The 26,716-nt window shown below is 73.4% G+C and carries 28 protein-coding genes; 10 read left to right on the top strand and 18 right to left on the bottom strand.

All coding sequences use genetic code 11. The annotated features are described in order from the left end of the window. Positions 1-12 precede the first annotated feature (12 nt). The gene (locus tag KV205_RS02810) at positions 13-1,503 is read left to right on the top strand and encodes a PepSY-associated TM helix domain-containing protein (protein WP_374214603.1); all 1,491 of its coding nucleotides are present in this window, start codon (positions 13-15) and stop codon (positions 1,501-1,503) included. A gap of 11 nt (positions 1,504-1,514) precedes the next feature. Here the strand turns inward: KV205_RS02810 and KV205_RS02805 are convergent, their stop codons facing one another. The 4 genes from KV205_RS02805 to KV205_RS02790 all read right to left on the bottom strand — a co-directional run bounded on the left by KV205_RS02805 (position 1,515) and on the right by KV205_RS02790 (position 6,220). Then, positions 1,515-2,075 (bottom strand): winged helix-turn-helix domain-containing protein, encoded by a 561-nt coding sequence (locus KV205_RS02805; protein ID WP_265861917.1) that lies wholly within the window; start codon positions 2,073-2,075, stop codon positions 1,515-1,517. Between the two features lie 424 nt (positions 2,076-2,499). After that, the gene (gene glnII / locus KV205_RS02800) at positions 2,500-3,531 is read right to left on the bottom strand and encodes a glutamine synthetase (protein ID WP_265861816.1); all 1,032 of its coding nucleotides are present in this window, start codon (positions 3,529-3,531) and stop codon (positions 2,500-2,502) included. A 155-nt stretch (positions 3,532-3,686) separates the two neighbouring features. Next, the gene (locus KV205_RS02795) at positions 3,687-4,823 is read right to left on the bottom strand and encodes a hypothetical protein (RefSeq protein WP_265861814.1); all 1,137 of its coding nucleotides are present in this window, start codon (positions 4,821-4,823) and stop codon (positions 3,687-3,689) included. After that, positions 4,820-6,220 (bottom strand): hypothetical protein, encoded by a 1,401-nt coding sequence (locus KV205_RS02790; protein WP_265861812.1) that lies wholly within the window; start codon positions 6,218-6,220, stop codon positions 4,820-4,822. The genes KV205_RS02795 and KV205_RS02790 overlap by 4 nt, the downstream gene beginning before the upstream one ends. 312 nt (positions 6,221-6,532) lie before the next feature. On the opposite strand from KV205_RS02790, the gene KV205_RS02785 reads away from it, so the two are divergent. Further along, positions 6,533-7,483, top strand: coding sequence for a Gfo/Idh/MocA family protein (locus tag KV205_RS02785; protein WP_265861810.1), 951 nt, complete (start codon positions 6,533-6,535; stop codon positions 7,481-7,483). A 79-nt stretch (positions 7,484-7,562) separates the two neighbouring features. Further along, positions 7,563-8,435, top strand: a complete 873-nt coding sequence (locus KV205_RS02780) for an alpha/beta fold hydrolase (protein WP_265861808.1) — start codon at positions 7,563-7,565, stop codon at positions 8,433-8,435. Positions 8,436-8,462: 27 nt separating this feature from the next. Here the strand turns inward: KV205_RS02780 and KV205_RS02775 are convergent, their stop codons facing one another. Then, positions 8,463-8,822, bottom strand: a complete 360-nt coding sequence (locus tag KV205_RS02775) for an arsenate reductase family protein (protein ID WP_265861806.1) — start codon at positions 8,820-8,822, stop codon at positions 8,463-8,465. 172 nt (positions 8,823-8,994) lie between these two features. On the opposite strand from KV205_RS02775, the gene KV205_RS02770 reads away from it, so the two are divergent. Then, positions 8,995-9,270 (top strand): hypothetical protein, encoded by a 276-nt coding sequence (locus KV205_RS02770; protein WP_265861804.1) that lies wholly within the window; start codon positions 8,995-8,997, stop codon positions 9,268-9,270. 73 nt (positions 9,271-9,343) lie between these two features. On the opposite strand, the gene KV205_RS02765 is transcribed toward KV205_RS02770, so the two are convergent. The 3 genes from KV205_RS02765 to glnA form a co-directional block, all read right to left on the bottom strand. Further along, on the bottom strand, positions 9,344-10,579 hold the full coding sequence (locus KV205_RS02765) for a cytochrome P450 (RefSeq protein WP_265861802.1): 1,236 nt from the start codon (positions 10,577-10,579) through the stop codon (positions 9,344-9,346). After that, positions 10,576-11,289, bottom strand: a complete 714-nt coding sequence (locus tag KV205_RS02760) for a tRNA-dependent cyclodipeptide synthase (RefSeq protein ID WP_265861801.1) — start codon at positions 11,287-11,289, stop codon at positions 10,576-10,578. Before KV205_RS02760 ends, KV205_RS02765 begins: the two co-directional genes overlap by 4 nt. Positions 11,290-11,549: 260 nt before the next feature. Continuing rightward, positions 11,550-12,959 carry a type I glutamate--ammonia ligase gene (glnA, locus tag KV205_RS02755; RefSeq protein WP_265861800.1) on the bottom strand — a complete coding sequence of 470 codons (1,410 nt, stop codon included), beginning with the start codon at positions 12,957-12,959 and terminating at the stop codon, positions 11,550-11,552. Positions 12,960-13,192: 233 nt separating this feature from the next. On the opposite strand from glnA, the gene KV205_RS02750 reads away from it, so the two are divergent. Beyond that, complete coding sequence (locus KV205_RS02750) at positions 13,193-13,660, top strand: RDD family protein (protein ID WP_265861798.1); 468 nt, start codon at positions 13,193-13,195, stop codon at positions 13,658-13,660. A 77-nt stretch (positions 13,661-13,737) separates the two neighbouring features. Here the strand turns inward: KV205_RS02750 and KV205_RS02745 are convergent, their stop codons facing one another. From KV205_RS02745 to lipB, 4 genes are all read right to left on the bottom strand, one after another. Next, positions 13,738-14,448: a DUF4191 domain-containing protein gene (locus KV205_RS02745; protein WP_265861797.1), complete on the bottom strand. Its 711-nt coding sequence runs from the start codon at positions 14,446-14,448 to the stop codon at positions 13,738-13,740. A 10-nt stretch (positions 14,449-14,458) separates the two neighbouring features. Beyond that, complete coding sequence (locus tag KV205_RS02740; protein ID WP_265861796.1) at positions 14,459-14,668, bottom strand: hypothetical protein; 210 nt, start codon at positions 14,666-14,668, stop codon at positions 14,459-14,461. Between the two features lie 198 nt (positions 14,669-14,866). Further along, positions 14,867-15,835, bottom strand: coding sequence for a lipoyl synthase (gene lipA / locus KV205_RS02735; RefSeq protein ID WP_265861794.1), 969 nt, complete (start codon positions 15,833-15,835; stop codon positions 14,867-14,869). A 101-nt stretch (positions 15,836-15,936) separates the two neighbouring features. Beyond that, positions 15,937-16,806 carry a lipoyl(octanoyl) transferase LipB gene (gene lipB / locus KV205_RS02730; RefSeq protein ID WP_265861793.1) on the bottom strand — a complete coding sequence of 290 codons (870 nt, stop codon included), beginning with the start codon at positions 16,804-16,806 and terminating at the stop codon, positions 15,937-15,939. A gap of 349 nt (positions 16,807-17,155) precedes the next feature. On the opposite strand from lipB, the gene KV205_RS02725 reads away from it, so the two are divergent. Continuing rightward, positions 17,156-18,652 (top strand): regulator, encoded by a 1,497-nt coding sequence (locus KV205_RS02725; RefSeq protein ID WP_265861792.1) that lies wholly within the window; start codon positions 17,156-17,158, stop codon positions 18,650-18,652. A 37-nt stretch (positions 18,653-18,689) separates the two neighbouring features. Here KV205_RS02725 and KV205_RS02720 read toward each other — a convergent pair whose 3' ends face one another. Next, positions 18,690-19,997 (bottom strand): NAD(P)/FAD-dependent oxidoreductase, encoded by a 1,308-nt coding sequence (locus tag KV205_RS02720; protein ID WP_265861791.1) that lies wholly within the window; start codon positions 19,995-19,997, stop codon positions 18,690-18,692. 195 nt (positions 19,998-20,192) lie between these two features. Next, positions 20,193-21,101, bottom strand: a complete 909-nt coding sequence (locus tag KV205_RS02715) for a TIGR01777 family oxidoreductase (protein ID WP_265861790.1) — start codon at positions 21,099-21,101, stop codon at positions 20,193-20,195. Positions 21,102-21,148: 47 nt separating this feature from the next. Here KV205_RS02715 and KV205_RS02710 point away from each other — a divergent pair, with 47 nt between their 5' ends. After that, positions 21,149-21,667: a GNAT family N-acetyltransferase gene (locus KV205_RS02710; protein WP_265861789.1), complete on the top strand. Its 519-nt coding sequence runs from the start codon at positions 21,149-21,151 to the stop codon at positions 21,665-21,667. On the opposite strand, the gene KV205_RS02705 is transcribed toward KV205_RS02710, so the two are convergent. Next, a complete protein-coding gene (locus tag KV205_RS02705; protein ID WP_265861788.1) occupies positions 21,653-22,297 on the bottom strand; it encodes a TetR/AcrR family transcriptional regulator in 645 nt (214 codons plus the stop codon). The genes KV205_RS02710 and KV205_RS02705 overlap by 15 nt on opposite strands. Before the next feature lie 116 nt (positions 22,298-22,413). Between KV205_RS02705 and KV205_RS02700 the strand changes: the two genes are divergently transcribed. Continuing rightward, positions 22,414-23,208 (top strand): SDR family NAD(P)-dependent oxidoreductase, encoded by a 795-nt coding sequence (locus KV205_RS02700; protein WP_265861787.1) that lies wholly within the window; start codon positions 22,414-22,416, stop codon positions 23,206-23,208. Between the two features lie 31 nt (positions 23,209-23,239). Here the strand turns inward: KV205_RS02700 and KV205_RS02695 are convergent, their stop codons facing one another. After that, entirely contained in the window at positions 23,240-23,761 is a 522-nt protein-coding gene (locus tag KV205_RS02695; protein ID WP_265861916.1) for a DUF4240 domain-containing protein, read from the bottom strand. Positions 23,762-23,860: 99 nt separating this feature from the next. On the opposite strand from KV205_RS02695, the gene KV205_RS02690 reads away from it, so the two are divergent. Continuing rightward, positions 23,861-24,811, top strand: coding sequence for an SDR family oxidoreductase (locus KV205_RS02690; protein ID WP_265861786.1), 951 nt, complete (start codon positions 23,861-23,863; stop codon positions 24,809-24,811). Here KV205_RS02690 and KV205_RS02685 read toward each other — a convergent pair. Together KV205_RS02685 and KV205_RS02680 are read right to left on the bottom strand one after the other, a co-directional pair. Further along, positions 24,808-25,776: a YafY family protein gene (locus KV205_RS02685; RefSeq protein ID WP_265861785.1), complete on the bottom strand. Its 969-nt coding sequence runs from the start codon at positions 25,774-25,776 to the stop codon at positions 24,808-24,810. The genes KV205_RS02690 and KV205_RS02685 overlap by 4 nt on opposite strands. A gap of 18 nt (positions 25,777-25,794) precedes the next feature. Further along, positions 25,795-26,166, bottom strand: coding sequence for an Lrp/AsnC family transcriptional regulator (locus KV205_RS02680; RefSeq protein WP_265861915.1), 372 nt, complete (start codon positions 26,164-26,166; stop codon positions 25,795-25,797). Between KV205_RS02680 and KV205_RS02675 the strand changes: the two genes are divergently transcribed. Further along, on the top strand, positions 26,051-26,638 hold the full coding sequence (locus tag KV205_RS02675; RefSeq protein WP_265861784.1) for a hypothetical protein: 588 nt from the start codon (positions 26,051-26,053) through the stop codon (positions 26,636-26,638). The two genes, KV205_RS02680 and KV205_RS02675, sit on opposite strands and share 116 nt — an antisense overlap. Positions 26,639-26,716: the final 78 nt, after the last annotated feature.

The following is a 26,716-nucleotide window of genomic DNA, read 5'->3' as shown; positions in this document are numbered from 1 at the left end:
CTAGGAACCGTCATGACTCTCGACGACCTCGCACGACGCCGTACGGAACCGACCGAACCCACCGACCCGGCGGCCCCGGAAACGCCCCCAAGCAACACCCCCACCCGCCCCCGCGGCTGGGCCGCACTCCGCCCGCTCGTGCTGCGGATGCACTTCTTCGCGGGGGTGCTCGTGGCCCCGTTCCTGCTCCTGGCCGCCGTCAGCGGACTGCTCTACGCGCTCTCCGTACCGGCGGAGAAGGTCCTGTACGCGCACGAGCTGGAAGTCCCGGTTCCCGCCGGCGAGGCCACCGCACTCCCTCTCGAACGGCAGGTCGCGGCGGCCCGCGCCGCCCGCCCCGACGGCGCGGTGACCGCCGTCTGGCCGGGGGTCGAACCCGGCGCCACCACGCGGGTGTTGATGGCCGACCCGGAGGCGCCCGAGGGCACCTCGACGGCCGTCTTCGTGGACCCGTACACCGCCGCGATACGCGGGGAACTGCCCAGTTACGGAAGCTCCGGCGCGCTGCCGCTGCGCACCTGGATCTCGGGTCTGCACGTGGACCTGCACCTCGGTGAGCTGGGGCGCAACTACAGCGAGCTGGCCGCCAGTTGGCTGTGGGTGGTCGCACTCGGCGGCGTGCTGCTCTGGGTGGGGCGGCGGCGCAGGAACCGGCGTGCGCTGTTCCTGCCCGAGGGCGGGGCGAAGTCCCGTCGCCGTACCCTCTCCTGGCACGGAACGGTCGGCCTGTGGGCGGCGGTCGGTCTCGTGGCGCTGTCGGCGACCGGGCTGACCTGGTCGCGGTACGCGGGCGAGAACATCGGCGGCGTACAGGACCGCCTCGGCGGTGCGACCCCGAAGCTCTCCGCGACCGTCACCCCCGGCCCGGCCGCCGATACGGCCGCCGGTACGGGCGCAGGTACGACGGGTGGGGAGCACGCGGGCCACGGCGCCGGCCACCACGAGTCGCCCGCACCCGCGGCCCCCGGCACGGACATCGGCATCGACAAGGCGGTCGCGGCGGCCCGCGCCGCCGGCATCGACAGCCCGTCGATCGCGGTCGTGCTGCCCGCCGACGGCAGCGGTTACGTCGTGAAGGAGACCGACAAGCAGTTCCCGGCGGAGCTGGACTCGGTCGCCGTGAACCCCGCCGACGGCGCCGTCCTGGACGAGCTCCGCTTCGCGGACTACCCGCTGCTCGCGAAGCTCACGAGGATCGGCATCGACGCCCATATGGGCCTGTACCTCGGCCTGTTCAACCAGCTGGCGCTCGCCGCCCTCGCGCTCGCCCTGATCCTGCTGATCGTCTGGGGCTACCGCATGTGGTGGCTGCGCCGCCCGGGCCGCCCGGTGGCCAGGGGCGCCTGGCGCAAGGTCCCGCCGACGGTGCTGCTTCCGCTGCTCGCGGCGACGGCGCTCGTGGGCTGGTTCGTGCCGCTGCTCGGCCTCAGCCTGGTGGCCTTCCTGGCCGTCGACCTCGCCCTCGGAGGGATCTCGCGGGCGAGGTCGCGGCAAACCGGCTGAAATCCGCCTGATCAGGGGGTGTACTTGTAGCCGACCCGCCGCACGGTCTGGATCGTGCGGCGGTGCTCGGCGCCCAGCTTGCGGCGCAGCCGGGCCACGTGCACGTCGACGGTCCGGCCGTCGCCCACGTGCCCGTACCCCCACACCGTGGTGACCAACTGGTCGCGGGTGTGCACCCGGTGCGGGTGGGCGACGAGATGGGCGAGGAGTTCGAACTCCAGATACGTCAGGTCGAGTGCCCGCCCGTCGACGCGGGCGATCCGCTGCACGCCGTCGATGACCACCGGACCGGGCGTCGCCGGCGCCGACGCGGAATCGGAGGCCGCCGTCTGCTGGTCGGCCGGCAGCAGCACCAGATAACCGACCATCGGCGGGCGCCCGGGCAGCGTGGGCAGGGCGTTCGGGGGCGCCGGCAGCAGCGTGGCGCCCGGCGGCAGGAAGTTGGCCACCCGGGCGAGCCCGGCGACCTCGTCGGGCGCCACGGCGCGCAGCCGCGGGCGCGGCGGGGCCAGGGGAGCGGCGGTGGCAGTTGCGGTGGCGGCGGCGGTGGCGGTGGTACGGGTGTGGGCCAGGTGGGCCATGGGAGCTCAGCTCATTTCGCGCGAGTCACGGACGGACGGAAGGCGTCGTACGTCGAACGTCATGCGCGGCGGCCGAAGGCCGTGGGACCGGAGACGGCTCCGGTCGGGCTTTAGAGGGCCGACGCGTTCCTCACGCGCCGACAGCACCGGTCGAAGTCGTGGTGCTGGCGGGAAGGCCAGAACGGCTCGAGGTCGTGGCGACCTGTCGCGGTGTCGTTCTGCGTCCTCTCCATATCCCTATTAAACCAGCAGGGAAGTGCGGTGGGCAGCCCCCGGCATGCCAAACCCCTTGTCGTCCTTCCCACATGCCGACTTCCCACATGCCGAGAGGGGCGCCCCCGTACGAAACGGGGGGCGCCCCTCTCAGATGCTGCTCGGGCCAGGCCCGGCCTCAGGCCCGGCCTCAGGCCCGGTCTCAGACCTGGCCGGCCTTCTCCAGGGCCGCGCAGCAGGTGTCCACCAGGAGGCGGGTCACCGTGTACGGGTCCACGTTCGCGTTCGGACGGCGGTCCTCGATGTAGCCCTTCTGGTCCTGCTCGACCTGCCACGGGATGCGGACCGAGGCGCCGCGGTCGGAAACGCCGTAGGAGTACTGGTCCCACGGGGCGGTCTCGTGCAGGCCGGTCAGACGGTCGTCGATGCCCGCGCCGTAGTTCTTGACGTGGTCGAGCGGCTTCGAGCCCTCGCCCAGCGCCTCGCACGCGGTGATGATCGCGTCGTAGCCCTCGCGCATCGCCTTCGTGGAGAAGTTGGTGTGCGCGCCGGCGCCGTTCCAGTCGCCCTTCACCGGCTTCGGGTCCAGCGTCGCGGAGACGTTGAAGTCCTCGGCCGTGCGGTAGAGCAGCCAGCGGGCCACCCACAGCTGGTCGGCGACCTCGAGCGGCGCCAGCGGACCGACCTGGAACTCCCACTGGCCCGGCATGACCTCGGCGTTGATGCCGGAGATGCCCAGACCCGCCTTCAGACAGTTCTCCAGGTGCGCCTCGACGACGTCACGACCGAAGATCTCGTCCGCGCCGACACCGCAGTAGTAGCCGCCCTGCGGGGCCGGGAAGCCGCCGACCGGGAAGCCGAGCGGACGCTCGCCGTCGAAGAAGGTGTACTCCTGCTCGATGCCGAAGATCGGCTCCTGAGCGGCGTACTTCGCGTACACCTCGGCCAGCGCGGCCCGGGTGTTCGACTCGTGCGGCGTCATGTCCGTGTTCAGGACCTCGCACATCACCAGGATGTCGTCGCCGCCGCGGATCGGGTCCGGGCAGGAGAAGACCGGCTTGAGCACCCGGTCCGAGGCGTGACCCTTGGCCTGGTTCGTGCTCGAACCGTCGAAGCCCCAGATCGGCAGCTCCTCCAGCGGAAGGACCTCACCGGGGATGATCTTCGTCTTGGAACGGAGCTTGGCGGTCGGCTCGGTGCCGTCGATCCAGATGTACTCAGCCTTGAAGGTCACGGGGCCTCATCCTTTGGCGTGCTGCGGGTGCTGGTGCTCCGCGCTGCGGCGGCGGCTCGCGACATTGCGAGAGCTGCGGTGGCGGTGTCTGCGTCGTCCGCAGCTTCGCAACACCGGATTTCCCGTCGGTTGCCCGTTTGTGAACCCCGTGTTACTCAGCCTTCCTCCTTTTCCCGCCCCCGCCGTGCGACGACGTGCGCGTTCAGGAGTCCGCCGAATCCGGCCCGCCGGATCCGCGCCACCAGCTCGGCGTACGAGGTGCCGAGCGCCTCGGCCGTACGCTCCAGGTGCCAGTCGCAGTCCGCGAGCCGCCGCAGCAGGTAGCCCCGGCGGATCTGGGCGTCGGACAGCCGGAAGGTCTTCAGATAGAGGGTCCGCCCCCGGTGGTCGCAGATCAGCTCGCCGATGTGCTGCTCCTGGCCCGAGCGCAGGAACGGCGGCAGGAAGCGGTGGAGCCGGAAGCCGCCCATCGTACGGACCCGCTCGAAGGCGTACGAGGTCGTCAGCAGGTCCCGCGCCATCAGGCCGTCGTGCGCCTCCGCCCACACCCGCTCCTGCGCCCGCGCCGCCCGGCGCAGATCGGCGAGGGAATGGATAGCGCCGCTCTCCACGGACGCCCGGAACTCGGGTACGGCTGCCCCATAGTGCGCGTACTGGTGCACCAGCTCCCCGAAGAGGTCCTCCACCAGCGTCGGATGCAGCAGCCGGTAGTCGTCCGGGTGCGGCACCACGAAGGCGGCGGCCAGCGCGTCGGCCACGTAAAGGAGCACTCCGCACTGCCCCGGATGGATCTCGAACACCCGCAGCGCCTCCGCGAGCCCCGGCACCTGCCATCCCGCGTAGGCCGCCTCCGCGCGCGGCGACAGCCCGCGCCGCACCGCGTCCCGGGACCACTCGTCCCACACCACCGACGGCCCGCCGAAGTGGAGCGCCAGATACCCTTCCAGGGCGAGGTGCAGCGGGAGGAACCGGAGCCGCGACTCGCCGCGCCGGCCCCGGGCGAGCCGCCGCACCGGGACCGCGACCGGCCGCTCCTCGCCGAGCCCCGTCCCATAGGCGGCGGACTCGCCGCCCGTACCCGACCAGTCGGCGACGAAGCCGTGCGGGATGTACGAGGTGTACGCGGTGCCGTCGCCGACCTCCACGGTGTCGTCGTACGGATGGGCGTCGTACACCTCCCGGTGCAGCCGCAGACCGGTGACCGGCTCGTCCCGTACCAGCGGCACCAGCCGCACCCCGCCCCACACCTGCGCGGGTCGCACGTCGAGCCCCGACAGATCGATCCGTGTCATGCCCCCGCCTCCCCGGAGCGCTCCGCCAGGAACAGCTCCACCCGCCGGTCCAGATACGCCCGCAGCGCGGCCAGACCCTCCCGGCCCTCCGCGAACCGCGCGACCTCCACAAGCGCCGGCAGGTCCTCCGCGTCCCGGATGCCGGCCGTCGGCACCCCGGGCGCCAGCCGCCGCACATCGAAGACATCGGCGTCGTATACGGGGTTCAGATGCACGGCATACGTCCGATGTCCCGGATCCAGCCGCTCCCGCCACACCCGCAGCACCTCGCCCGCGAGCCCGGGCGGCGCGTTGTCCCACCCGTCCGAGACGATCACCAGCCGCTCCGGCTCCGCCTCCAGGGCGTCCAGGATCCGCGCACCGAGCGGGGTCGGTCCCCACGGGCGGACCAGCAGTGGATCACGGCCGCCCGAGGTCCAGTGGGCCGTGTACGCGCCCGGCGCGGCCAGCGCCTCCAGGAGGAAGTGGCAGCCCAGCGCGACCGCCAGCGGCCGGCGCCGCTTCACCGCCGACCCCGAGGCCGACCAGCTGTCGTCGAGGACGGCCGCCACCCGGCCCCAGCTCCCCGCGTACGGCCCCGCGACGCGGCGCGCCGCCGCCCGCAGCGCCCCGGTCAGCTCGGCCCGCCGCGCCGCACGCTCCCCGAAGGGGAGCGACAGCACGTACAGCGCGAGCCGGGTCAGCGGCATCACGCCCAGATCGGCGGCGGCCGGGCGGGTGCGCAGCCGCTCGAGGCGGGTCATCCGGGGCGCGATCCGCTCCAGGAAGACCTCGCGGGCGATTCCGTGCTTGGCCGCGAAGCCCTCGGCAACGGTGAACGGCAGCTCGTACAGCGCCCCCTGCTCGTACCGGGCCCGGCGGAAGGCCTCCAGGCCCGGGTGCGCATAGCGGGCGCGCCGCCCGGGCGCGAAGAGGAAGTCGCCGGTCTCCGGGGCGTCGGCGAAGGACCAGTGGGCGTGCCGGGCGGCGGCCTTGAGCCCCGAGCGGTACTTCACCGCGTCGTGCGCGAGGTCGGGGCGGGCCGCCAGCCAGTCGCGCACGACCGCCCGGGTGCGCCGGTTGTTGACCCCGGCGGCCCGCAGCGCCCCGAACAGGCGGTAGACCCGCTGCGGCGGCAGCCGGGTGAGCCGCGCGGCGATCAGCCGCCCTTCCTCCGGGCCCGCCTCGCGCGGACTGCGCAGCAACTGCTCCACGATCAGGGCGGCGTTGTGGTCGTTGATGTCGAGGGCGAGCGCGGCGGCGTACAACGGGCGGTAGTTGACGCGCACGTACTCGTGGACGAAGCCGAGGGAGAGCCGCTGTTCCGCGGCGGAGGAGCGGAACTCGCGCTGGCCCGTCGCCGTGACGGCCGCGTTGACGAAGAGCAGGACGTCCTCGGCGGCGATCAGATCGGACATGGTCCCCCTCCTTGTCCCCTCCCGCGCAGGTTGCCGGCCGGGGAATGGGGGCGCGAACAGCGAATACGTTGCTTCAGAGGCAGGTCCCGGAAGTCGCACCGGAGTCCCGCGGCCGGCGCGGAAAAGCTAACACCGGGGGTGGGGAGGGGGTCCAGCCGGTTTCCCGCGGCTCTGGGATGCGACCGGGCTGCGCCGCGTGTGCCGGCCGCGTGCCCTGGCCGCGCGCCCCGGGCGTGCGCTCCGGGGCGGGCCCGGGGCGGATCGGGGGGATCCCGGAGCCGCTGGGGGTGCGGGGCCCGGCAGACTGTGGGCATGACGAATCTCGCTGGCACTAAGACCCGCATCGGACTCCTCGGCACCGGCCCCTGGGCCGAGCGCACCCACGCCCCCGCGCTCGCGGCGCATCCCGACGTGGAGTTCAGCGGGGTGTGGGGCAGACGGCCGGAGGCCGCGGCCGCGCTCGCCGCCGCGTGCGGGACGAAGGCGTACGAGGACGTGGACGCGCTGTTCGAGGCGAGCGACGCGGTCGCGCTGGCGCTGCCGCCGGACGTCCAGGCCCCGCTGGCCGCGCGGGCCGCCGCGGCGGGCTGCCATGTCATCCTCGACAAGCCGGTGACGACCTCGGCGGCGACGGCGCGCGAGCTCGCGGACGCCGTCACGGGCGCTGGCGTGGCCTCCGTCGTGTTCTGCACCCTCCGCTTCGCGCCGCCCACCGCGCGCTGGATAGACGAACAGGTCGCCGCCGGCGGATGGTTCCTCGGCGAGGCGCACTGGCTGGGAGCGCTGTTCTCGCCCGACGCCGACAGCGTCTACGCCGCCTCGCCCTGGCGGCGCGACAAGGGCGGTCTGTGGGACGTCGGCCCGCACGTCCTCTCCGTCTTCCTGCCGATCCTCGGCGACGTCACCTCCATCAGCTGCACCGAGGGCCGGGCGGACACCCGCCATCTGACCCTGCGCCACGCCTCCGGCGCGAGCAGCACCGCCACCCTCACGCTCAGCGCCCCGGCGGCCTCCGCCGAGGCCGCGCTCTCCCTCTACGGCGAGCGGGGCAAGGCCGTCATGCCGCACTGGGACGGCGCCCTCGACGCGTTCGGCGCGGCCGTCGACGGCCTCCTGGAGGCCGTCCGCACCGGCCGCCCCCACCCCTGCGACGTACGGTTCGGAGCCCGGCTCACCGAGATCCTGGCCGAGGCGGAAGCCGTGGCCGAGACCGCGGCCCGGTCCGGGGACCAGGCCGAGGCCGCGACGGCCGCCGTTCGGTGACCGGGCGGGGCGGGCCCGACGAGCCGGCCCGCCCCCGCCGCTCCTGTCCCAGCGTCCCGCCCACGAGAGGAACCGTGCCATGTCCCGCGAACCGTCCGCGTTCCACCTCGCCTACGACGCCGTCCTCGCGCACTGGCCGCAGGGCACCACCACGGCGGCCGTCCCCACCCCGTACGGCGCGACCCATGTCATCAGCCACGGGCCCGCCGACGGCCCGCCCGTGCTCCTGCTGCCCGGCGGCGGGGCCACCGCCACCGGGTGGTACGGCACGGCGGCGGCGCTCGGCGCCACCCACCGGGTGCACGCCGTCGACCTGGTCGGCGAGCCCGGCCGCAGCCTCGCGGACCCGGGCCGCCCGATCCGTACCGCCGCCGACCTCACCGGCTGGCTCGACGCGCTCCTCGACGCCCTCGCGATACCCGCCGACCGGCCGGTGGGACTGGCCGGGCACTCCTACGGCGCGTGGATCGCCCTGCAGTACGCGCTCGCCGCGCCCGACCGCGTCGGCCGGCTCGTGCTGCTCGACCCCACCAACTGCTTCACCGGCTTCGCTCCGCGCTTCCTGCTGCGGGCCCTGCCGGTGCTGGTGCGGCCGGGCGCGGCCCGCACGGCCGCGTTCCTCGACTGGGAGACCGGGGACGCCGCGCTCGACCCCGACTGGCACCGGCTGCAGGTGCTCGCCGCCGACGAGCCGACCGTCCGCCCGGTCAACGGGCCCCGGCCCGCGCCCGAGCGGCTCGCCGGGCTGCGCCCGCCCACCCTGGTGCTGCTCGCCGGACGCAGCCGCACCCATGACTCGTACGCCGTGGAGCGCAAGGCCCACGCCGCCGTCCCCGGCGGGCGCCTGGAGACGGAGGTGCTGCCCGACGCCACCCACTTCGCCCTTCCGGTGGGCGCCGGGCCGGAGGCCCACGCCCGGATGGCCCGTCACCTCACGGGGGAGGGGAGCTGACTCGGGGAGCGAGGCTCGGGGAGCCGGTCAGCGGGACAGGGCGTCCCGCACCGCCTCCTCGGAGCGGCCGACCACGGCCGTGCCGTCCTCGGCGGTGATGATCGGGCGCTGGATCAGCTTCGGGTGCTCGGCCAGCGCCTCCACCCAGCGGTCCCGGCTCGCCTCGTCCCGCGGCCAGTCCTTGACGCCCAGCTCCTTGGCGGCCGCCTCCTGGGTGCGGGTGATGTCCCACGGCTCCAGGCCGAGCCGCTCCAGGACCGCGCGGATCTCGTCCGGCGAGGGCACGTCCTCCAGGTAGCGGCGCACGGTGTAGTCGGCGCCCTCGGCGTCCAGCAGGGTCAGCGCGCTGCGGCACTTGGAACAGGCGGGATTGATCCAGATCTCCATGCCCCCAACGTACCGGCAAACGTCCCGGCAGACGTCCCGTCAAACCTCTCTTCCATGCCCCCTCAAGATGCGTCTGGCCAGGGGCGATTGTCAGTGGGGGGCACTAAAATAGGGGGTGAAGGTGAGGGTCCCGGGGAGGGCCCGCACCCCACCGTTCGCCAGGAGGTCGCCCATGGCTGTCGCCATGATCCGGACACCGTCCCTCGAACCCTGGAAGCCGCTCCAGAAGAAGCCGCTCCCCGCGGGCCGCCCCCGCGAGTGGTACGTCACGCACAACCGCCGGCTGAAGGCCATGCGCCTGGCCATCGCCCTGCTCGACGCGGGCGTCTACCTGCCCTCGCGGGCGACGAACGCGAAGATACGCACCACGGCGACCCAGCTCGGCATCCACCCGCCGTCCGACACCACCTGCCGCATGGTCCGCGCCCTGATCCGTTACGGCCGCTGACGACGGAAGGGCGCTGCCCGGCCCCGGCTCAGGCCGGAGCGGGCAGCGCCCCCCGCGTGATCACGCCCGACCGCTACCAGGCCACCGGCAGCCGCTCGGGGAGGCGCTTCATGAAGTTGGTGCGCCACACCAGCTGTTCGACCGGCACCGCGAGCCGCAGCTCCGGCAGCCGGTCGAGGAGCGTCTCCAGGGCGATCTCGGCGTGCCGCTTGCCGAGCGCCGTCGCCGGGCAGTAGTGCGAGCCGCCGCCGAAGGACAGATGGTCGGAGGCGTTCTCCCGGTCCGGCCGGAAGGTCAGCGGGTCGGGGAAGTGCTCCGGATCGTGGTTCGCGGCCTCCACGAGGACGAGGACCAGCTCACCGGCCCGCACCTCGGTCCCGCCGAGCCGTACGTCCTCCAGGGCGAGCCGCGGCAGCCCGTCTCCGATCGACAGATTGACCCGCAGCAGTTCGTCCATCGCCCCGGCGACCCCGCCACCGGAACTGCTCCCACCGGAACCGCCCCCGCCGGTGAGCGCCTCCCGCACGTCTGGCCGGGTCAGCACCGACACAAGCGCCATCGTCAGGAACCCGGCGGTGGAGATCACCCCGGCCCCGAACAGCGTGACGCCCACGGTCGCCAGCATCTCGTCCGTCAGATGCGCGTAGTCGGGATCCTCGCGCAGCGCCGCGAGCTCCGCCATCAGCCCGCCGGTCGCCGGATCGTCCAGACGCTCGGTCATGTACGCGATGTCCCGGTCCCAGTTGAGCCGGGCCGCCTCGATCTCGCGCGGCGCGTTCATGAAGGCCACGTCCAGGCTGCGCAGCAGCCGCGGCCCGTCCTCCTCCGGGATGCCCAGCATCCGGCAGTGCAGCCCCGCCGAGTACGGATCGGCGTACCCGCTGCGCAGCTCCCCGGGCGCCCCCTCGGCGACCAGCGCGTCCACCAGCGCCCCGGCCCGGGCCCGCAGCCACTGCTCCAGGCCGGGCGCCTTCGGGTTGATCGCCTTCATCACGGCCCTGCGCAGCCCGGCCCCGGTGATGTTGCCCATGTTGTTCACCACGTGCGGCGGGATCGTCAGCGCGTACTGCCGGGGCGCCCCGGGCGCGGACGTGTCCTTCAGGCTGAACCTCGGGTCCTCCAGGACCTGCCGGCACAGCTCGTACGAGGAGACCAGCCAGGCCTCGGCCCCGGCGATCGTGCGGACCTTGCGCACCGGCTCGGCGCGCAGCGCGCCGATCTCGGCGGGCAGCCGGGTCCCGTCCCAGTCGAAGGGGAAGGCCGGCAGCGCGCCGGCGCTTGTGCTCGTGGTGGCGGTGGCGGTGCTCATGCGGAGACTCCTTCGGCGGGCGTGAGGATGCCATGGCCCTGGTTGCGCGAGGCCCGGAGCCCGGACCCCCGCCCGTACAGCAGATCGGCCAGCGGCAGCGCCTGGTGGTAGCAGTTGAGCGAGGACGGCACCCCGAGGATCGCCGGGGTGTCCAGGAACAGCGGCACCTCGGCGCAGATGTACGCCCGGCACACCTCCCGCTGCCGCTCGTCGATCAGCTGCCCCGGCGCCAGCTTCCCGGCCAGGAAGATTCCGGTCAGCGCGTCGCAGGTCTCCCGCACCACCGGATCCGCCGCCACCGCGTCGAGCACGGTGCGGTGCAGCTCCTGGTACGCGGGGACGTCCCCGAACTCCGACATCCCCCGGCCCCGTACCCGTACCCCCGTGGGATCGGCCTCCGCCACGGCCGCCCCGACCTTGGCCCGCACCCCCCGCAGGTTCTTGACGGCCTTCCGCCGCGCCTCGTCGGCCCCGTACCCCAGCGCCTCGTACATGTCGGCGACATGCAGATCGGTGTAGACGAGATCGACCTGATCGAAGCGGTCCAAGCCCCAGCGCGTCAGCTCGCGCAGCCGCTGGGCGGTGAAATAACTGTTCCCCGGTGAGACGCCGATGACCACGTGCGCGCCCTCGTCGGCGATGACGCGGCAGTGATCGGTGTACGGCTGGAGTCGGAGCGTCTCTGCAGGGGCGAAAGCCGCCTGAGTCACGTCGGCAGTCCTCAATCGCGCCAGCTAGTCCCAGCGGAGCCCTGTGCTCCGGGTGTGGCGGCAGCGACGACGACACGCTATCGATCAGTCGCGGAGCGTGAACCCCCTACTCGTAGGTACGCACGAGAGTTCGTCAGTTGTTCGCCTTCTCGTGATCTTGGCCGGATCCCGGCCGCCCCGACCGGCCGGAAACGGCGAGGCCCGCCGCCCCCGCGAAGGGGACGACGGGCCTCGGAAGAGCCTCGCTCGCGCGGTACGGCTTAGAGGTCGAAGTAGAGCTCGAACTCGTGCGGGTGCGGGCGGAGCTGGATCGGGGCGATCTCGTGGGTGCGCTTGTAGTCGATCCAGGTCTCGATCAGGTCGGACGTGAAGACGCCGCCGGCCTGCAGGTACTCGTTGTCCTCCTCCAGGGCGGTGAGGACGGCCTCCAGGTTGGTCGGGACCTGGGCGACGTTCGCGTGCTCCTCGGGAGCGAGCTCGTACAGGTCCTTGTCGATCGGCTCGGCCGGCTCGATCTTGTTCTTGACGCCGTCGAGGCCCGCGAGGAGGAGCGCGGAGAAGGCGAGGTACGGGTTCGAGGACGGGTCCGGGGCGCGGAACTCGACGCGCTTGGCCTTCGGGTTCGAGCCCGTGATCGGGATGCGCATCGCGGCGGAGCGGTTGCGCTGCGAGTAGACCAGGTTGATCGGGGCCTCGAAGCCCGGCACCAGGCGGTGGTACGAGTTCACCGTCGGGTTGGTGAAGGCGAGCAGCGACGGGGCGTGCTTCAGGATGCCGCCGATGTAGTAGCGGGCGGTGTCCGACAGGCCCGCGTAGCCGGCCTCGTCGTAGAACAGCGGGTCGCCGTTCGACCACAGCGACTGGTGGACGTGCATGCCCGAGCCGTTGTCGCCGAAGATCGGCTTCGGCATGAAGGTGGCGGTCTTGCCGTTGCGCCAGGCGACGTTCTTCACGATGTACTTGAAGAGCATCAGGTCGTCGGCCGCGGCGAGCAGCGTGTTGAACTTGTAGTTGATCTCCGCCTGGCCGGCGGTGCCGACCTCGTGGTGCTGGCGCTCGACCTTGAGGCCGACGTTCTCCAGCTCCAGGGAGATCTCCGCACGCAGATCGGCGAAGTGGTCGACCGGCGGGGCCGGGAAGTAGCCGCCCTTGTAGCGGACCTTGTAACCCCGGTTGTCCTCCTCCTTGCCGGTGTTCCAGGCGCCGGCCTCGGAGTCGATGTGGTAGAAGCCCTGGTTCGCGGAGGTCTCGAAGCGGACCGAGTCGAACACGTAGAACTCGGCCTCGGGGCCGAAGTACGCGGTGTCGGCGATGCCGGTGGAGGCCAGGTACGCCTCCGCCTTCTTCGCGATGTTGCGCGGGTCACGGCTGTACTGCTCGCCCGTGATCGGGTCGTGGATGAAGAAGTTGATGTTCAGCGTCTTGTCGCGGCGGAACGGGTCCAGACGGGCCGTCGACAGGTCGGCGCGCAGGGCCATGTCCGACTCGTGGATGGCCTGGAAACCGCGGATCGACGAGCCGTCGAAGGCCAGCTCCTCGGACGGGTCGAACGCCGTCGCCGGGATCGTGAAGTGCTGCATCACGCCCGGAAGGTCGCAGAAACGGACGTCGACCATCTTGACGTCGTTGTCCTGAATGAACTTCTTGGCCTCGTCGGCGTTCTGGAACATCCAACTCCTCCTACTCCCGGCCCGGGGAGGGGCGGGGTTGCAGCTCGGTCGTGCGGCCAGTGCGGTGGCACACGCAGGACCCGACCATAGGCAGACGGGATTTCTCAAGCATGACCCATTTGTTTCGTCGAAGTTAACCGGGGCGGGTGCGGTCCAGGGGCCTCCGGGGGACTCTCCGGGGCCTTGGCGACCCGGGCCGAAGTGATCAAAAACGGGCACAGTACCGTGGTCGGGTGGACAACAGGCAAGCACTCGGATCATGGCTCTCCGGCCCGCGCGCCGCGGCCGAAGAAGCGGGCGTGGACTTCGGTTACCGCGGGCAGCAGCTCGGCCTGCCCGAGGAGGGCCCCGGCTCCATCGCCCGCCCCGGCCGCCGCCTCGGCGCCCTCGCCGTCGACTGGGCCCTCTGCATGCTGATCGCATACGGCCTCATCACGCACGGCTACAACCAGGCCACCGGCAACTGGGCCCTGGTGATCCTGCTGGTCATGAGCGTGCTCACGGTCGGCACCATCGGCTTCACCCCCGGCAAGCGCCTCTTCGGCCTGCGGGTCGTCTCGGCGAACGGCGGCCGCCTCGGCATCCTCCGGGTCGTGCTCCGCAGCCTCCTGGTCTGCCTCGCCATCCCGGCCCTCATCTGGGACCGCGACGGCCGCGGCCTGCACGACCGCTTCTCCGGCGCCGTCCAGGTCCGGATCTGACGCACAATATCTGACATGCACGAAAGGGCGCCCCGGACCTGCTCGGTCCGGGGCGCCCCTTCATCCGTTTCTCGCGCTCAGCGCATCTTTCCGCCCCGCGGCATCCGCATGCCCTTCGGCATCGGACCCTTCGGCAGCGGCATGTTGCTCATCAGGTCGCCCATCGCGCGCAGCCGGTCGTTGGCCGCCGTCACCTGCGGGCCGGACAGCAGTCGCGGCAGCTTCAGCATCTTGGTGCGGACCTTCTTCAGCGGGATCTGGCCCGCCTCCTCGTCGTTGCCGACGAGGATGTCCGTCACCGGGACGTCCACCACGATCCGGGCCATCTTCTTCTTCTCGGCCGCGAGCAGCGTCTTCAGCCGGTTCGGGTTGCCCTCGCCGACCAGCACGATGCCCTGACGGCCGACCGCCCGGTGCACGACGTCCTGGTTGCGGTTCATCGCGACCGCCGGGGTCACCGTCCAGCCGCGCCCGATGTTCTGCAGCACCGCCGCGGCCGCGCCCGGCTGGCCCTCCATCTGACCGAAGGCCGCCTTCTCGGCGCGCCGGCCGAAGACGATGGCCATCGCCAGGAACGCCAGGACGAAACCGAGAATGCCCAGGTAAACGGGGTGACCGATCAGGAAGCCGATCGCGAGGAGGACACCGAGTACGACGATGCCCACGCCCGCGACGACGAGCCCGACCTTGGGGTCGGCCTTCCGGGTCATCTTGTACGTGAGGGCGATCTGCTTCAGTCGCCCGGGGTTCGCGGCGTCAGCGCCGCCCGTGTTTGCACTCCTCGCCATGTCCTGAAGTTTACGTGCCCCGGGACGCGAGGCCCTCCACGGCCTCCATCACGTGCTGGGCCTCCACCCGGTCCTTGGCCCGGCGGCGGTCCTCCAGGACCGAGGTCCAGGCGTTGCGCCGGGCGGTGCGCTGCCCGCGGGCGAGCAGCACGGACTCCACGGCGCGCAGGGCGTCGGTGACGGTCGGGATGGCGTTGGCTCGGATGTGCGCGGCCTGCATGGGCGAGGGCCTCCGTGAACGCTCGGTGGCGGTGAGTGAGAACAGCCTCACAGAACGGTGTTACCAGGGCGTGACCCGGGGGTCAAACACTGATGAAACCCTGAGGCCCGTACGCACACGCGTACGGGCCTCGGAGGAGAGCGGGGGCCGGCGGGGCCGGCGGGGCCGGTGAGGGCCCTCAGGGGCGAGGCCGGGGCCTCAGACCGCCTGGGTGGCGTTGTCGACCGCGCCACGGCGCTCGATCGCCTGCTGGAAGAGGCGCCCGGCCCGGTACGAGGAGCGGACCAGCGGGCCCGACATCACACCGGAGAAGCCGATCTCCTCGGCCTCCTCCTTCAGCTCCACGAACTCCTGCGGCTTCACCCAGCGCTCCACGGGGTGGTGCCGGACGGAGGGGCGCAGGTACTGCGTGATGGTGATCAGCTCGCAGCCGGCGTCGTGCAGGTGCTGCAGCGCCTCGCTGACCTCCTCGCGGGTCTCGCCCATGCCGAGGATCAGGTTGGACTTCGTGACCAGACCGTAGTCCCGCGCCTTGGTGATGACGTCGAGGGAGCGCTCGTAACGGAAGCCGGGGCGGATCCGCTTGAAGATCCGCGGCACCGTCTCCACGTTGTGCGCGAAGACCTCGGGGCGGGAGTCGAAGACCTGCTCCAGGAGCTCCGGCACCGCGTTGAAGTCGGGGGCGAGCAGCTCGACCTTGGTGCGGCCGGCGGCGCGCTCCGCGGTCTGCTGGTGGATCTGGCGCACGGTCTCCGCGTACAGCCAGGCGCCGCCGTCCTCCAGGTCGTCGCGCGCGACGCCGGTGATGGTGGCGTAGTTCAGGTCCATCGTGACGACGGACTCGCCGACGCGGCGCGGCTCGTCGCGGTCCAGCGCCTCCGGCTTGCCGGTGTCGATCTGACAGAAGTCACAGCGGCGGGTGCACTGGTCGCCGCCGATGAGGAAGGTCGCCTCGCGGTCCTCCCAGCACTCGAAGATGTTGGGACAGCCCGCCTCCTGGCAGACCGTGTGCAGTCCCTCGCTCTTCACCAGGCCCTGGAGCTTGTTGTACTCGGGCCCCATCTTCGCGCGGGTCTTGATCCACTCGGGCTTGCGCTCGATGGGGGTCTGGCTGTTCCGGACCTCCAGGCGCAGCATCTTGCGTCCGTCGGGTGCGACTGCGGACACATCGGCTCCTGTAGCTTCGATTCTTCGGCGCCCACCAGGGTACGCCCGTTGCTTCCATGCCTTGACGCTCTGGCCAACCCTGGGCCAGAGCTCGGCATTCCTCAGGCCGTGGCCGGCTCGGCGGCCCGCTCCGTCTCACGCTCACCCTCGGCCACGGCTGCCGCCGGTGCCGCCGTCTCCGCCTCGCGCACGATCTCGCGCGGCCTGAGCACCGCGTCCGCCATGACGTCCCGCAGATGCTTCTCGACGACCGGGAGCACCTCCTCGATCGTGAGGTCGCGGCCCAGCTCGTTGGCGAGCGAGGTGACGCCCGCGTCGCGGATGCCGCACGGGATGATCCGGTCGAACCAGGCGTTGTCCGGGTTCACGTTCAGGGCGAAGCCGTGCATGGTCACCCCCTTGGCGACCCGGATGCCGATGGCCGCGAGCTTGCGGTCCTCCCGGCGCTGGCCGGCGTTCGAGGGGGCGTACTCCGGGCCGTTCAGACGCGGGTCGAACTCCTCGTCCTGCAGCCGCGGGTCGAAGTCCAGCGAGAGCCCGCCGATCTGCGGCCGCTGCTCGACCGGGTCGCCGAGCACCCACACGCCGCTGCGGCCCTCGACCCGGGTGGTGGCCACGCCGAAGTCGGCGGCGGTACGGATCAGCGCCTCCTCCAGGCGGCGGACGTGCGCGACCACGTCGACCGGGCGCGGCAGCTTCATGATCGGGTAGCCCACCAGCTGGCCGGGGCCGTGCCAGGTGATCTTCCCGCCGCGGTCGACGTCCACGACCGGCGTCCCGTCGAGCGGGCGCTCGTTCTCCGCGGTGCGCCGGCCCGCGGTGTACACGGGCGGGTGCTCCAGGAGCAGACAGGTGTCCTCGACCTCGTCGGCGAACCGGGCGGCGTGCACCTCGCGCTGCTTGTCCCACGCCACCTGGTAGTCGACGGCGTCGTCGCCGAAGCCCAGACGGACGAATCGCAGCTCACTCACGGCCATGCCTCCTCCTGGGGTGCCGCGGGCCGGGTTCCCGGGGATCGTCCCGGGGGCGGGAGCCGGCTCGGCACCATGCGTCATTCGCGCCCATGCCACTGTACGGCGGTACGCCCGATCGCCCTCCGGCAGGTGCGCGAGCGCCCCTCCGGCGCAAGGACGAGAGCTTCTACGCCGGTCCGCGAGCCCCTCGTCAGCGGACAGTCAATCCTCACACGATCGGATGAATGTGGGGCGAAGGTGGCGGTAATGGCCGTGACTGCCGCTAAATTCACGCCGTTCCATGAGGGCCACGAGGGTCCATACGGGCTGCCACCCCGGGCCCGGAAGGCAGGAGACCGCACAGCTGATGACGGAACGACCCTCGCAGCGCATCCCGAACCGCCAGCTCGCCGCGCTCATCGCCGAGGCGGGCTTCTCCAACGCGGGTCTCGCCAGACGGGTGGACCAGCTCGGACTGGAACACGGCCTCGACCTCCGGTACGACAAGACCTCGGTGACCCGGTGGCTGCGCGGGCAGCAGCCGCGCGGCACCACGCCGGCGCTGATCGCCGAGGTGTTCACCCGCCGCCTCGGCCGCCGGCTCTCCGCGCAGGACCTAGGTCTGGACGCCTGCGCACCCGTCTACGCGGGCCTGGAGTTCGCGGCCACCCCCGAGGAGGCCGTGGACATCGTCAGCGGCCTGTGGCGCAAGGACTCCGGCAGCCACGCGGAGCTGCGGAAGATCGCCTTCACCCCGGCCGGTCTGGTCGTCCCCAGCCGCGACTGGCTGATCGGCCGCGCGGACGAGCGGGTGGCGCGCGGCGAGCCCGCCGGACCCGGCGCGGGCCACGGACCCGGCGGGCCTGGCGGCCGGGGCGGCCCGGCCGGTGCCGACCCGCGGGTGCCCCTCCAGGGCCGCTACTCCGTGCCCCGCCAGCGCGGTACGGACCGGGGCCCCGGCCAGCGGGTGTCCAGCGGCGACATCGCCGCCCTGCGCTCGGTCGGCGAGCTCTTCCGCACCCTCGACCACGCCTACGGCGGCGGCCACGCCCGCCAGGCCCTGGTGCGCTACCTGGAGCACGAGGCCGAGCCGATGCTGCGCGGCACGTACGGGGAGAGCGTCGGGCGCCGGCTGTTCGGCGCCGCCGCCGACCTGACCCGGCTGGCCGGCTGGACCTCGTACGACATCGCCGCGCACGGCCTGGCCCAGCGCTACTTCGTGCAGGCGCTGCGGCTCGCCCAGGCCGCCGGGGACCGGGCCTACGGCTCGTACGTCCTCATCACCATGAGCCACCAGGCGGTCTACCTCGGGCACGGCCGCGAGGCCGTCCAGCTCGCCCGGGTCGCCCAGCAGGGCGTCGGCGCCGCCGCCCCGCCGGTCGTCCAGGCCCTGCTCCACTCGGTCGAGGCGCGCGGGCACGGCGTCCTCGGCGACTCCCGGGCCTGCGGCGCCGCGCTGGCCCGCGCCGAACGGGCCCTGGAGGCGGCCCGGCCCGGCGACGAGGTGCCGTACTGGGCGCGCTCCTTCGACGAGGCGCAGCTCGCCGACGAGTTCGGGCACTGCCACCGCGACCTCCAGCAGTACCGCGCCGCCGCCCAGCACGCCGAACGCGCCCTCCAGCTCCGGCCCCCGGGCTTCGCCCGCAGCCGCCTCTTCTGCCGGGTCGTCCTCGCCTCCGCCCGCCTCGCCCTCGGCGAACTCGACCAGGCCTGCGCGCTCGGCGCCGAGGCCGCCCAGCAGGCCGCCGAGATGCGCTCGGCCCGCGCCGTGGAGTACGTCCGCGACTTCGAACGCCGCCTGGAGCCCTACCGCGACGCCCCCGCCGTCCGTACGTACCGGGACCGGGTCTCCGCGCTGGGCTGAGCCCGTCCCTCCCAGCCAGGTGCGGGGCCAAGGCGGCCTAGGCCGCCTTCACCCCCTGCTCGGGCGCCCGGCGCACCCCCAGGTCCGCGAGCAGCGCCGTCGCCGTCCTGCGGGCCGTCGTCAGGGCGCCGAAGGGGGTGCCGGTGCCGCGGTGGCCGCCGCAGACGTAGAGGCCGGCGAGGAGCCGGACGGGGCGCTCGGGGTCGAAGGGCGGGCGCAGGGCCGGGTGGGCGTGCGGGGTGTGGCGCAGGGCCAGCAGCTCCCAGTCGTCCGTGGAGACCCCGTACAGCGTCGCCAGGTGCTTGCGGACCCGCCGCTCGGTGTCGTCGGGAGGCGTGCCGAGGACGGTCGAGGTGATCAGGACCCGGCCGTCCGGCGCGCGGCTCGGGTCGACCGCGCTCATCACCGCCGTGTGCGCCACCGGGCCGCCGGGGTCGGACTCCAGGATCAGCACCGGGTCCGCCGTCGGGGCGGCCGGCGCCGTGTGGTGCAGGACGGTCGCCGCGTGGTACTCCGGCACCCGCAGTCCGGGCAGCAGCTCCGCCGCCGTCCGGCCGTCCGTCGCCACGACCACCGCGCGGCAGCCGAACACCCCGTGCTCCGCCGTCGTCACCCGTGAGATCGACGCGTCGGTGACCCGTACGCCGGTACGGACCGTGCCCGGCGGCAGCGCCGCCGCGAGCCGCGCCACCAGCGCGCCCGACCCGCCCTCCGGCACCCCGAGCCGGCCCCGCGCGAAGGAGCGCAGCGCGAGGTCCGCGCGCCGGCTGGAGGTCGACAGGTCCGGGTCGCCGAGCAGCGCGGCGAGCAGCGGGCGCAGCACCCCCTGCACGGTGCGGGCGGGCAGCCGGGCCGACAGGGCCTCCTGCGCGCTGCGCTCCGTACGGGCGAGGATCCGCTGCGCGGGCGTGGTGGCGAGCCGTACCAGTGAGGCCCCCAGGCGCGCCTGGTCGAGCGAGACGGCGGGGTTCCGGGGGGCGCCCGCGAGGGCGCGCGCCATGCCGCGCGCGCCCCCCAGACTCCGTACGCCGCCTCCCAGGCCCCGTACGCCCCCCGTGCCCCATGGTGTGTGCGGCGCCCCCCAGCGGGCGCAGCGCCCGTCGCTGTGCACGAGCACCCCCGGGGCGAACGGGCGCAGCGGCACGCCCGCGACCTGCGGCGCGGTGAACAGCGGCCCGACCCGGTCGAGCCGGAAGCCGTCGACGGTGTCGGTCGCCATCCGGCCACCGACCTGCGGCGCGGCCTCCAGGACCGTGACCGAGAGACCGGCCGCGGTCAGCTGATGAGCGGTCGCGAGACCCGCGATCCCGGCTCCTACGACGACGACGTCCGCGTTGTTGAGCACGTGCCCCTCCCCAGGTCGGCGCGGCTTGTGGGAGGCCTATGCCCCCAACGGGCCCCCGGAATGCCCTCGTTCGGCACGAGACTAGGGAGCGCTCCCGCGGCGGGCAGCCGCGCGCGACGGGGTGCACGCAGCACGGGGGAGCACACCCGGGAGCACACCGGGAAGGCGCACGGGTGAAGGGAGGGTGGCGGTTCGTCAGCGGGCGGCGGCCCGCACCGCCTCGTCGATCGTCGGGAAGGCGAAGTCGAAACCGGTCTCCAACAGGCGCCCCGGCAGCACCCGTTGGCTGCCGAGCACGTCCGCGGCGAACTCCCCGAGCGCCACCCGCAGCGCGGGCGCCGGTACGTGGAGGACGGCCGGGCGGCGCAGCACCCGCCCCATCGCCGCCGTCACCTCGCGGTTGGTGACCGGCTCGGGCGCCGTCAGGTTCACCGGCCCGGACGCCGCGGGGGTGTCGACGAGATGGCGCAGGGCCGCGACCTCGTCGTGCAGCGAGATGAAGCTCCAGTACTGGCGCCCGTCGCCCATCCGCCCGCCGAGCCCGGCCCGGAACAGCGGGAAGAGCCGTCCCCAGGCGCCGCCCTGACGGGCCACCACCAGACCGGTACGGGCGTACGCGACGCGGATCCCGGCCGCCTCGGCGGGCGCCGCCGCGGCCTCCCAGTCCACGCACACCTCGGGCAGGAAGCCCTCGCCGGCGGGCGCGCTCTCGTCGACCGCGCGGGTGCCGGTGTCGCCGTAGTAGCCGAGGGCCGTGCCGCAGACGAGGACCTCGGGCGGGTCGGCGAGCGAGGCCAGCGCCTCGGCGATCGCGCGGGTGCCGAGCACCCGGCTGTCCCGGATCTCCTTCTTGTACGCGTCGTTCCAGCGCCGCTCGCCGACGCCCGCGCCCGCCAGGTGCACGACCGCGTCGACCCCGACCAGGCCCGCGGTGTCCACGTACAGCCGGGCCGGGTCCCATTCGACCTCGTCGGCCAGGACGGCCGGCCGCCGGACGAGCCGCAGGACCTCGTGGCCGTCGGCGCGCAGGGAGCGCACGAGGGCGGCGCCGATGAGCCCGGACGCGCCGGTGACGGCGATGCGCTGGCGAGTCTGTCGCTTCATACCGCCATCCTGCCCCTTCCGGGTTCGGCCATGGCACAGTGGCCCGCATGATCGTGCCGGAGCCACCGCAGACGTCATCGATACGGGTCCGCGCCGCCGTGGCCGCCGACGAGCCCGCCCTCGCCGCGCTCGACCGTGCGACCTGGTCCCCGCTGCACGCCGTGCTGCCGCCGCCCGAGGCAGGGGAGCCGTTCTTCGACGAGCGGCACCTGCCCGCGCACTACCTGGTGGCGGAGTCCGAGGAGGCCGCGGTGCTCGGCTATCTCCGCCTCGTCCCGCCCACCCCCATGCCCTGTAATGCCCACGTCCGCCAGATCCAGGGCCTCGCCGTCGCCGAGTCCGCCCGCGGCCGGGGCGTGGCCCGCACCCTGCTGCGCGCCGCCATGGACCGGGCCCGGGCCGAGGGCGCCCGGCGCATCACCCTCCGGGTGCTCGGGCACAACGCTCCGGCCCGGGCGCTCTACGAGAGCGAGGGCTTCGCGGTCGAGGGCGTGCTGCCGGGCGAGTTCTTCCTGGCCGGCGGATACGTGGACGACGTCCTGATGGGGCGCTCACTCCTTCCCTGAGCCGGGCGCGAGGAGCCGCATCCCGCCCATGAGTTCGCGCAGGCAGCGCACGGCCAGGTCGGCCGGCGAGCCGGGGCCGTGCACCGGGGCGTCGGTCTCGGCCCAGGTCTCCAGGGCGATCCGGATCGCGTCGGTGGCCGCCGCGGCCGCGAGCCGCAGCTCCAGGGGGTCGGTGCCGGGGCCCGCCAGCTCGGCGAGGACCGCGCGCAGCCGGTCCTCGGACTCCTGGTTGACCCGGTACCAGACGGCCCGCAGTGCCGGGTCGTGCTCGGCCGCCCGCAGCAGCCCGCGGGTCCAGCGCAGACCCTCCTCGGCCTCGGTGTCCGCGGCGGCCAGCGAGTCGGCGATGGACCGCTCCAGGGCGGTGGGCACGGCGGTGCCCGGTCCGGCGGCGGCGAGCTCGGCGCGCCAGCGGTCGGCACCGCCCGCGAGCAGCGGGGCGACGGCGTCCTGCTTGGAGCGGAAGTAGCGGTAGAAGGTGCGCAGGGCGACCCCGGCCCGCTGGGCGATGTCCTCGGCGGTGGTGTCGTCGGGCCCGCGCTCGGTGAACAGCTCGGCCGCCGCACGGGCGATGTCGAGCTGGGTGGCGGCCTTGCGGCGCTCCGTCAGGGAGGGGGGCTTGGTGCTCACGCGACCAGCGTACGCCCGCGCCTGCCAGAAATGCACTCTGTGCAGCTATGGCAAAACGTGCCACTTAGGCGTACGGTGGCAGCATCAGGAAGTTGAGATCGAGAGGTTGTGTCGTCATGAACCAGCTGACCCGTTACGAGGGACGCCGCGCACTCGTCACCGGCGGCGGCTCCGGCATCGGCCAGGCCACCGTCCTGCGCATGCTGGCCGAGGGCGGGCGCGTCGTCGCCGCCGACATCAGCGAGGACGGCCTCAAGGACACCGTCGCCAAGGCGGGTGCCGACGCCGACCGCCTCACCACGCTCGTCGTGAACATCGGCGACGAGAGCTCCGTGCGCGCGGGCGTCGCCGCCGCCGTCGAGACCCTCGGCGGGCTCGACGTGCTGGTCAACGCGGCGGGCATCCTGCGCTCCGCGCACACCCACGAGACCACGCTCGACTCCTTCGAGCAGGTCCTGCGGATCAACCTCACCGGTACGTTCCTGATGATCCGCGAGGCCATACCGGCGCTCCTGGAGGGCAACGGCGCCGCCGTCGTCAACTTCTCCTCCACCTCGGCGATGTTCGCCCACCCCTACATGGCGGCCTATGCGGCCAGCAAGGGCGGCATCCAGTCCATGACCCACGCGCTCGCCGCCGAGTACGCCAAGCAGGGCATCCGCTTCACCGCCGTCCAGCCCGGCTCCATCTCCTCCGGCATGACCGACGGCTCCGGCGAGTCCAAGCAGTCCCAGGGCCCCGGCCTGCCCGAGGACACCGACTGGTCGCTCTTCGCCAAGCTCGCCCCCGCCCTCGGCCAGGGCTTCGCCGGCCCCGAGACCGTCGCCGGCGTCGTCGCGATGCTCGCCTCCGAGGACGGGAAGTTCATCACCGGCACCGAGATACGCATCGACGGCGGCACGCACTTCTGACGTACCCCGAGCGCTGCCGGGCGGGGGCCTCTCAGCCGGGGCCGAAGCGGGCCCACAGGCGCGGGAAGCGGGCCGCGAGCACGCCGTCGTCGTCCAGGTCGAACGGTGTGCCCAGCGGTTCCGCGCCCTGTGGCGGAATGCCCAGCTCCGGCGTCTCGCCGCCGGTCAGCCCCTCGTACGCCTCGTCGGCCGCGAAGCCCAGCTCCTCGCCGTCCCCGTCGATCTCCGGATCGAAGTCCTCAAGGAGCTCCGCCAGCGCGTCCGGATCGTGCACCGCGCCCTCGAAGACCTCCCGCCCCTGGCCGATCAGCCAGCAGCGGAACCAGTCGAAGGTGTCGTCCGCCGCACCGTCGAGCAGCACGGCGGCCGCACCCCACAGCTCCCAGGTGAACGCGCGGTTGTAGCGGGCCTCGAAATGCCGGGCGAAGTCCACCACGGAGTCCGGGTCGAGCCGGGTGAGGCGCTCCACGAGCAGGTCGGCATGCTCCTCCGGGTCGCCCTCGGCGCGCTCCCGGGTGGAGTCGATGATCTCCCAGAACTCCGTCTCGTCCATCACGGGACAAGCATCGTGCGTGCCGGCGGGCGACGCACCCGGAATCGGCTGAAATCAATCCGGACAGAAGATGTCGGATTTCCCTGCCAGGCTGCTCGCATGACCACCGAGAACACCACGGAGAACGCGGACGACAAGCCCCTCGCGGGCCGGATCGCCCTCGTCGCCGGCGCCACCCGCGGCGCCGGACGCGCCATCGCCGTCCAGCTCGGCACCGCCGGAGCCACCGTCTATGTCACCGGCCGCACCACCCGCGACCGGGTCAGCGAGGTCGGCCGAGGCACCGAGACCATCGAGGAGACCGCCGAGCTCGTCACCGCCGCCGGCGGCGAGGGCGTCGCCGTCCCCACCGACCACCTGGAGGAGGATCAGGTCCGCGCCCTGGTCGAGCGGATCGACCGCGAGCGCGGCCGGCTCGACGTCCTCGTCAACGACGTGTGGGGCGGCGAACACCTCATCGGCTCCTCCTTCGGCAAGAAGACCTGGGACATCGGCCTCGCCGACGGCCTGCGCATGCTCGAACTCGGCGTGAAGACACACCTCATCACCTCCCACACCGCCCTCCCCCTGCTCACCCGTCACCCCGGCGGCCTGGTCGTCGAGGTCACCGACGGCACCACCGCGTACAACGGCACCCGCTTCCGCGAGAACCTCTTCTACGACCTCGCCAAGAACGCCCCCATCCGGATGGCCTTCGGCCTCGCCAAGGAGCTCGCGGACTCCGCCGGCACCGCCGTCTCCGTCAGCCCCGGCTGGCTGCGCTCCGAGCAGATGCTCGCGGGCTTCGGCGTCACCGAGGAGAACTGGCGCGAGGCCACCGACAAGGTCCCCGACTTCGCCGTCTCCGAGTCCCCCGTCTACGTCGGACGGGCGGTCGCCGCCCTCGCCGCCGACCCCGACCGGGCCCGCTGGAACGGGCAGTCCCTGGACAGCGGACGCCTCGCCCGCGAGTACGGCTTCACCGACGCGGACGGCTCGCGGCCGGACGCCTGGGGCTTCCTGCTCGCCAAGGAGACCGACCCGGACACCGACCCGGCGGACTACCGCTAGACCGTCCGATAGCGCTCGGCCATCGCCCGGGCGGCCGCCGCGAACCGCTCGCGCAGGCCGTCCGGGGCCACCACCTCGACCTCCGGGCCGAGCCCGAGGAGCTGCCCGAAGGCCACCTCCTCGTTCTCCACCGGCAGCACCACCCGCAGCCGGCCGTCCGCCTCGGTCACCCCCGCCGCCACCGCCTCGCCGGCCGCCGCGCGGTCCGTCACGTACGGCAGCCGCCGCGCCCCCGCCTCCGTCAGCCGCACCACCACCTCCGCACGCAGCAGCGAGCGCGCGAACTCGGCCGAGCGCTCGTTCCAGAACGCCGCCAGATCGAAGTCCGGATCGCGCTCGAAGGGCTCCTCGCCGACCGTCACCTCGGTGAACCGGTCCACCCGGTAGGTGCGGTACGAGGACCCGGCCCGGGCGCACACGTACCAGACGCCCGCCTTCAGGACGAGACCGTACGGTGCGAGCTCCCGCGTCACCTCGCCGTCGCCCCGCCGGTAGCGGGCCCGCACCGGCAGATCGCCCCACACCGCCTCCGCCACCGGCGCGAGCAGCTCCGGCGTCTCCGGCTCCTGGAACCAGGCCGGTGCGTCCAGGTGGAAGCGCCGCCCCACCGCCTCCGGCGCGTTCCGCAGCGAGGGCAGCAGCGCCGCCGACACCTTCAGGCGGGCCGCCGAGGCCGCGTCCGCGAGCCCCAGGTCCCGCAGCGCCCCCGGCAGCCCGGACAGGAACAGCGCCTCCGCCTCCCCGCGGGCGAGGCCGGTCAGGCGCGTCCGGTAGCCGCCGACCAGCCGGTACCCGCCGGCCCGCCCCCGGTCCGCGTACACCGGCACCCCCGCCTCCGAGAGCGCCAGGGCGTCCCGGGTGATGGTCCGCTCCGACACCTCCAGCTCGGCGGCGAGTTCGGCGGCCGTCATCGACGGCCGGGACTGGAGCAGCAGGACCAGCTTGATCAGGCGGGCGGCACGCATGTGTTCATGATGCTGTCCTCAGCCGCGCAGGGTGGCGGCGGCCTTGTACGTACGGAGCACGGGCGCCGTCTCGATCCGGCTGATCGCGTCCAGGGCGAGGCGCCGGGTCAGGTAGTGGTGCAGGGCCTCGACGTCCGAGCACAGGGCGTGCGCCACCAGGTTGGTCGGGCCGGTGGTCGCGGCGACGACCGCGAGCTCGGCGTGCCCGGCCAGGGCCGTGGCGACCTCGTCGAGCCGGCTCGGGGCGACCTGCATCCACAGCAGCGCGGAGACGGTGACGCCGAGCACGGCCGGCTCGATGTCGATGTCGAAGAACAGGGCGCCGCGCGCCCGCAGTTCGGTCAGCCGACGGGCGACGGTGGCCGGCGTGGTGTCGGTCGCGGCGGCCAGCTCCGCGTACGGGGCGAGGGCGTCCTCCCGCAGCGCGGCGAGCAGCCGGCGGTCGGCAGCCGGCAGCCGGTTCGTCCCCCGCCACGGCGGCGCCCGCGTCCTGTGCGCCGGGCTCGTCGCCCTCGCGGCCGGCCTGGCCGCCGCCGCCCTCGCCTACGGCGCCGCACCCACCGGGCGCTACCCCCTCGGCCTTCCCTTCGCCCTCGCCCTCGCCGGCCTCGGCGTCGGCCTCTTCACCGCCCCCTTCTTCACCCTCGCCCTCCGCCCCGTCTCCGACCAGGAAGCCGGCTCCGCCGCCGGGCTCCTCAACGCCGTCCAACAACTCGGCGGCACCCTCGGCGTCGCCGTCACCGGCGGCGTCTACCTGACCACCACAAGCCCCCACCAGGCCCTGACCACGTCCGCCGCCCTCCTCGCCCTGACGGCCCCGGCGGCCTGGGCGATGCCGGCCCGGCCCCGTACCGGGCACTGACACGACAAGACCGACACGACAGAGGGGCCGCCCCCGCTCGTACGTGTCGGCGTACGAACGGGGGCGGCCCCTCCGGCC

Source organism: Streptomyces sp. SKN60, from assembly GCF_026236535.1.
In the GTDB taxonomy this organism is placed as follows: Bacteria; Actinomycetota; Actinomycetes; order Streptomycetales; family Streptomycetaceae; genus Streptomyces.
The sequence above is the reverse complement of the archived record's forward strand: the minus strand, read 5'-3'. Positions and strand labels throughout refer to the sequence as shown.

Coding starts and splice junctions, on each gene's coding strand:
- glnA (WP_265861800.1), bottom strand. CDS start 12,959: ATGTTCCAGAACGCCGACGAGGCCAAGAAGTTCATTCAGGACAACGAC.
- KV205_RS02700 (WP_265861787.1), top strand. CDS start 22,414: ATGAACCAGCTGACCCGTTACGAGGGACGCCGCGCACTCGTCACCGGC.
- KV205_RS02715 (WP_265861790.1), bottom strand. CDS start 21,101: ATGAAGCGACAGACTCGCCAGCGCATCGCCGTCACCGGCGCGTCCGGG.
- KV205_RS02695 (WP_265861916.1), bottom strand. CDS start 23,761: ATGGACGAGACGGAGTTCTGGGAGATCATCGACTCCACCCGGGAGCGC.
- KV205_RS02745 (WP_265861797.1), bottom strand. CDS start 14,448: ATGGCGAGGAGTGCAAACACGGGCGGCGCTGACGCCGCGAACCCCGGG.
- KV205_RS02725 (WP_265861792.1), top strand. CDS start 17,156: ATGACGGAACGACCCTCGCAGCGCATCCCGAACCGCCAGCTCGCCGCG.
- KV205_RS02775 (WP_265861806.1), bottom strand. CDS start 8,822: ATGGAGATCTGGATCAATCCCGCCTGTTCCAAGTGCCGCAGCGCGCTG.
- KV205_RS02795 (WP_265861814.1), bottom strand. CDS start 4,823: ATGACACGGATCGATCTGTCGGGGCTCGACGTGCGACCCGCGCAGGTG.
- KV205_RS02790 (WP_265861812.1), bottom strand. CDS start 6,220: ATGTCCGATCTGATCGCCGCCGAGGACGTCCTGCTCTTCGTCAACGCG.
- KV205_RS02785 (WP_265861810.1), top strand. CDS start 6,533: ATGACGAATCTCGCTGGCACTAAGACCCGCATCGGACTCCTCGGCACC.
- KV205_RS02810 (WP_374214603.1), top strand. CDS start 13: ATGACTCTCGACGACCTCGCACGACGCCGTACGGAACCGACCGAACCC.
- KV205_RS02770 (WP_265861804.1), top strand. CDS start 8,995: ATGGCTGTCGCCATGATCCGGACACCGTCCCTCGAACCCTGGAAGCCG.
- KV205_RS02710 (WP_265861789.1), top strand. CDS start 21,149: ATGATCGTGCCGGAGCCACCGCAGACGTCATCGATACGGGTCCGCGCC.
- KV205_RS02765 (WP_265861802.1), bottom strand. CDS start 10,579: ATGAGCACCGCCACCGCCACCACGAGCACAAGCGCCGGCGCGCTGCCG.
- KV205_RS02690 (WP_265861786.1), top strand. CDS start 23,861: ATGACCACCGAGAACACCACGGAGAACGCGGACGACAAGCCCCTCGCG.
- KV205_RS02685 (WP_265861785.1), bottom strand. CDS start 25,776: ATGCGTGCCGCCCGCCTGATCAAGCTGGTCCTGCTGCTCCAGTCCCGG.
- KV205_RS02780 (WP_265861808.1), top strand. CDS start 7,563: ATGTCCCGCGAACCGTCCGCGTTCCACCTCGCCTACGACGCCGTCCTC.
- KV205_RS02740 (WP_265861796.1), bottom strand. CDS start 14,668: ATGCAGGCCGCGCACATCCGAGCCAACGCCATCCCGACCGTCACCGAC.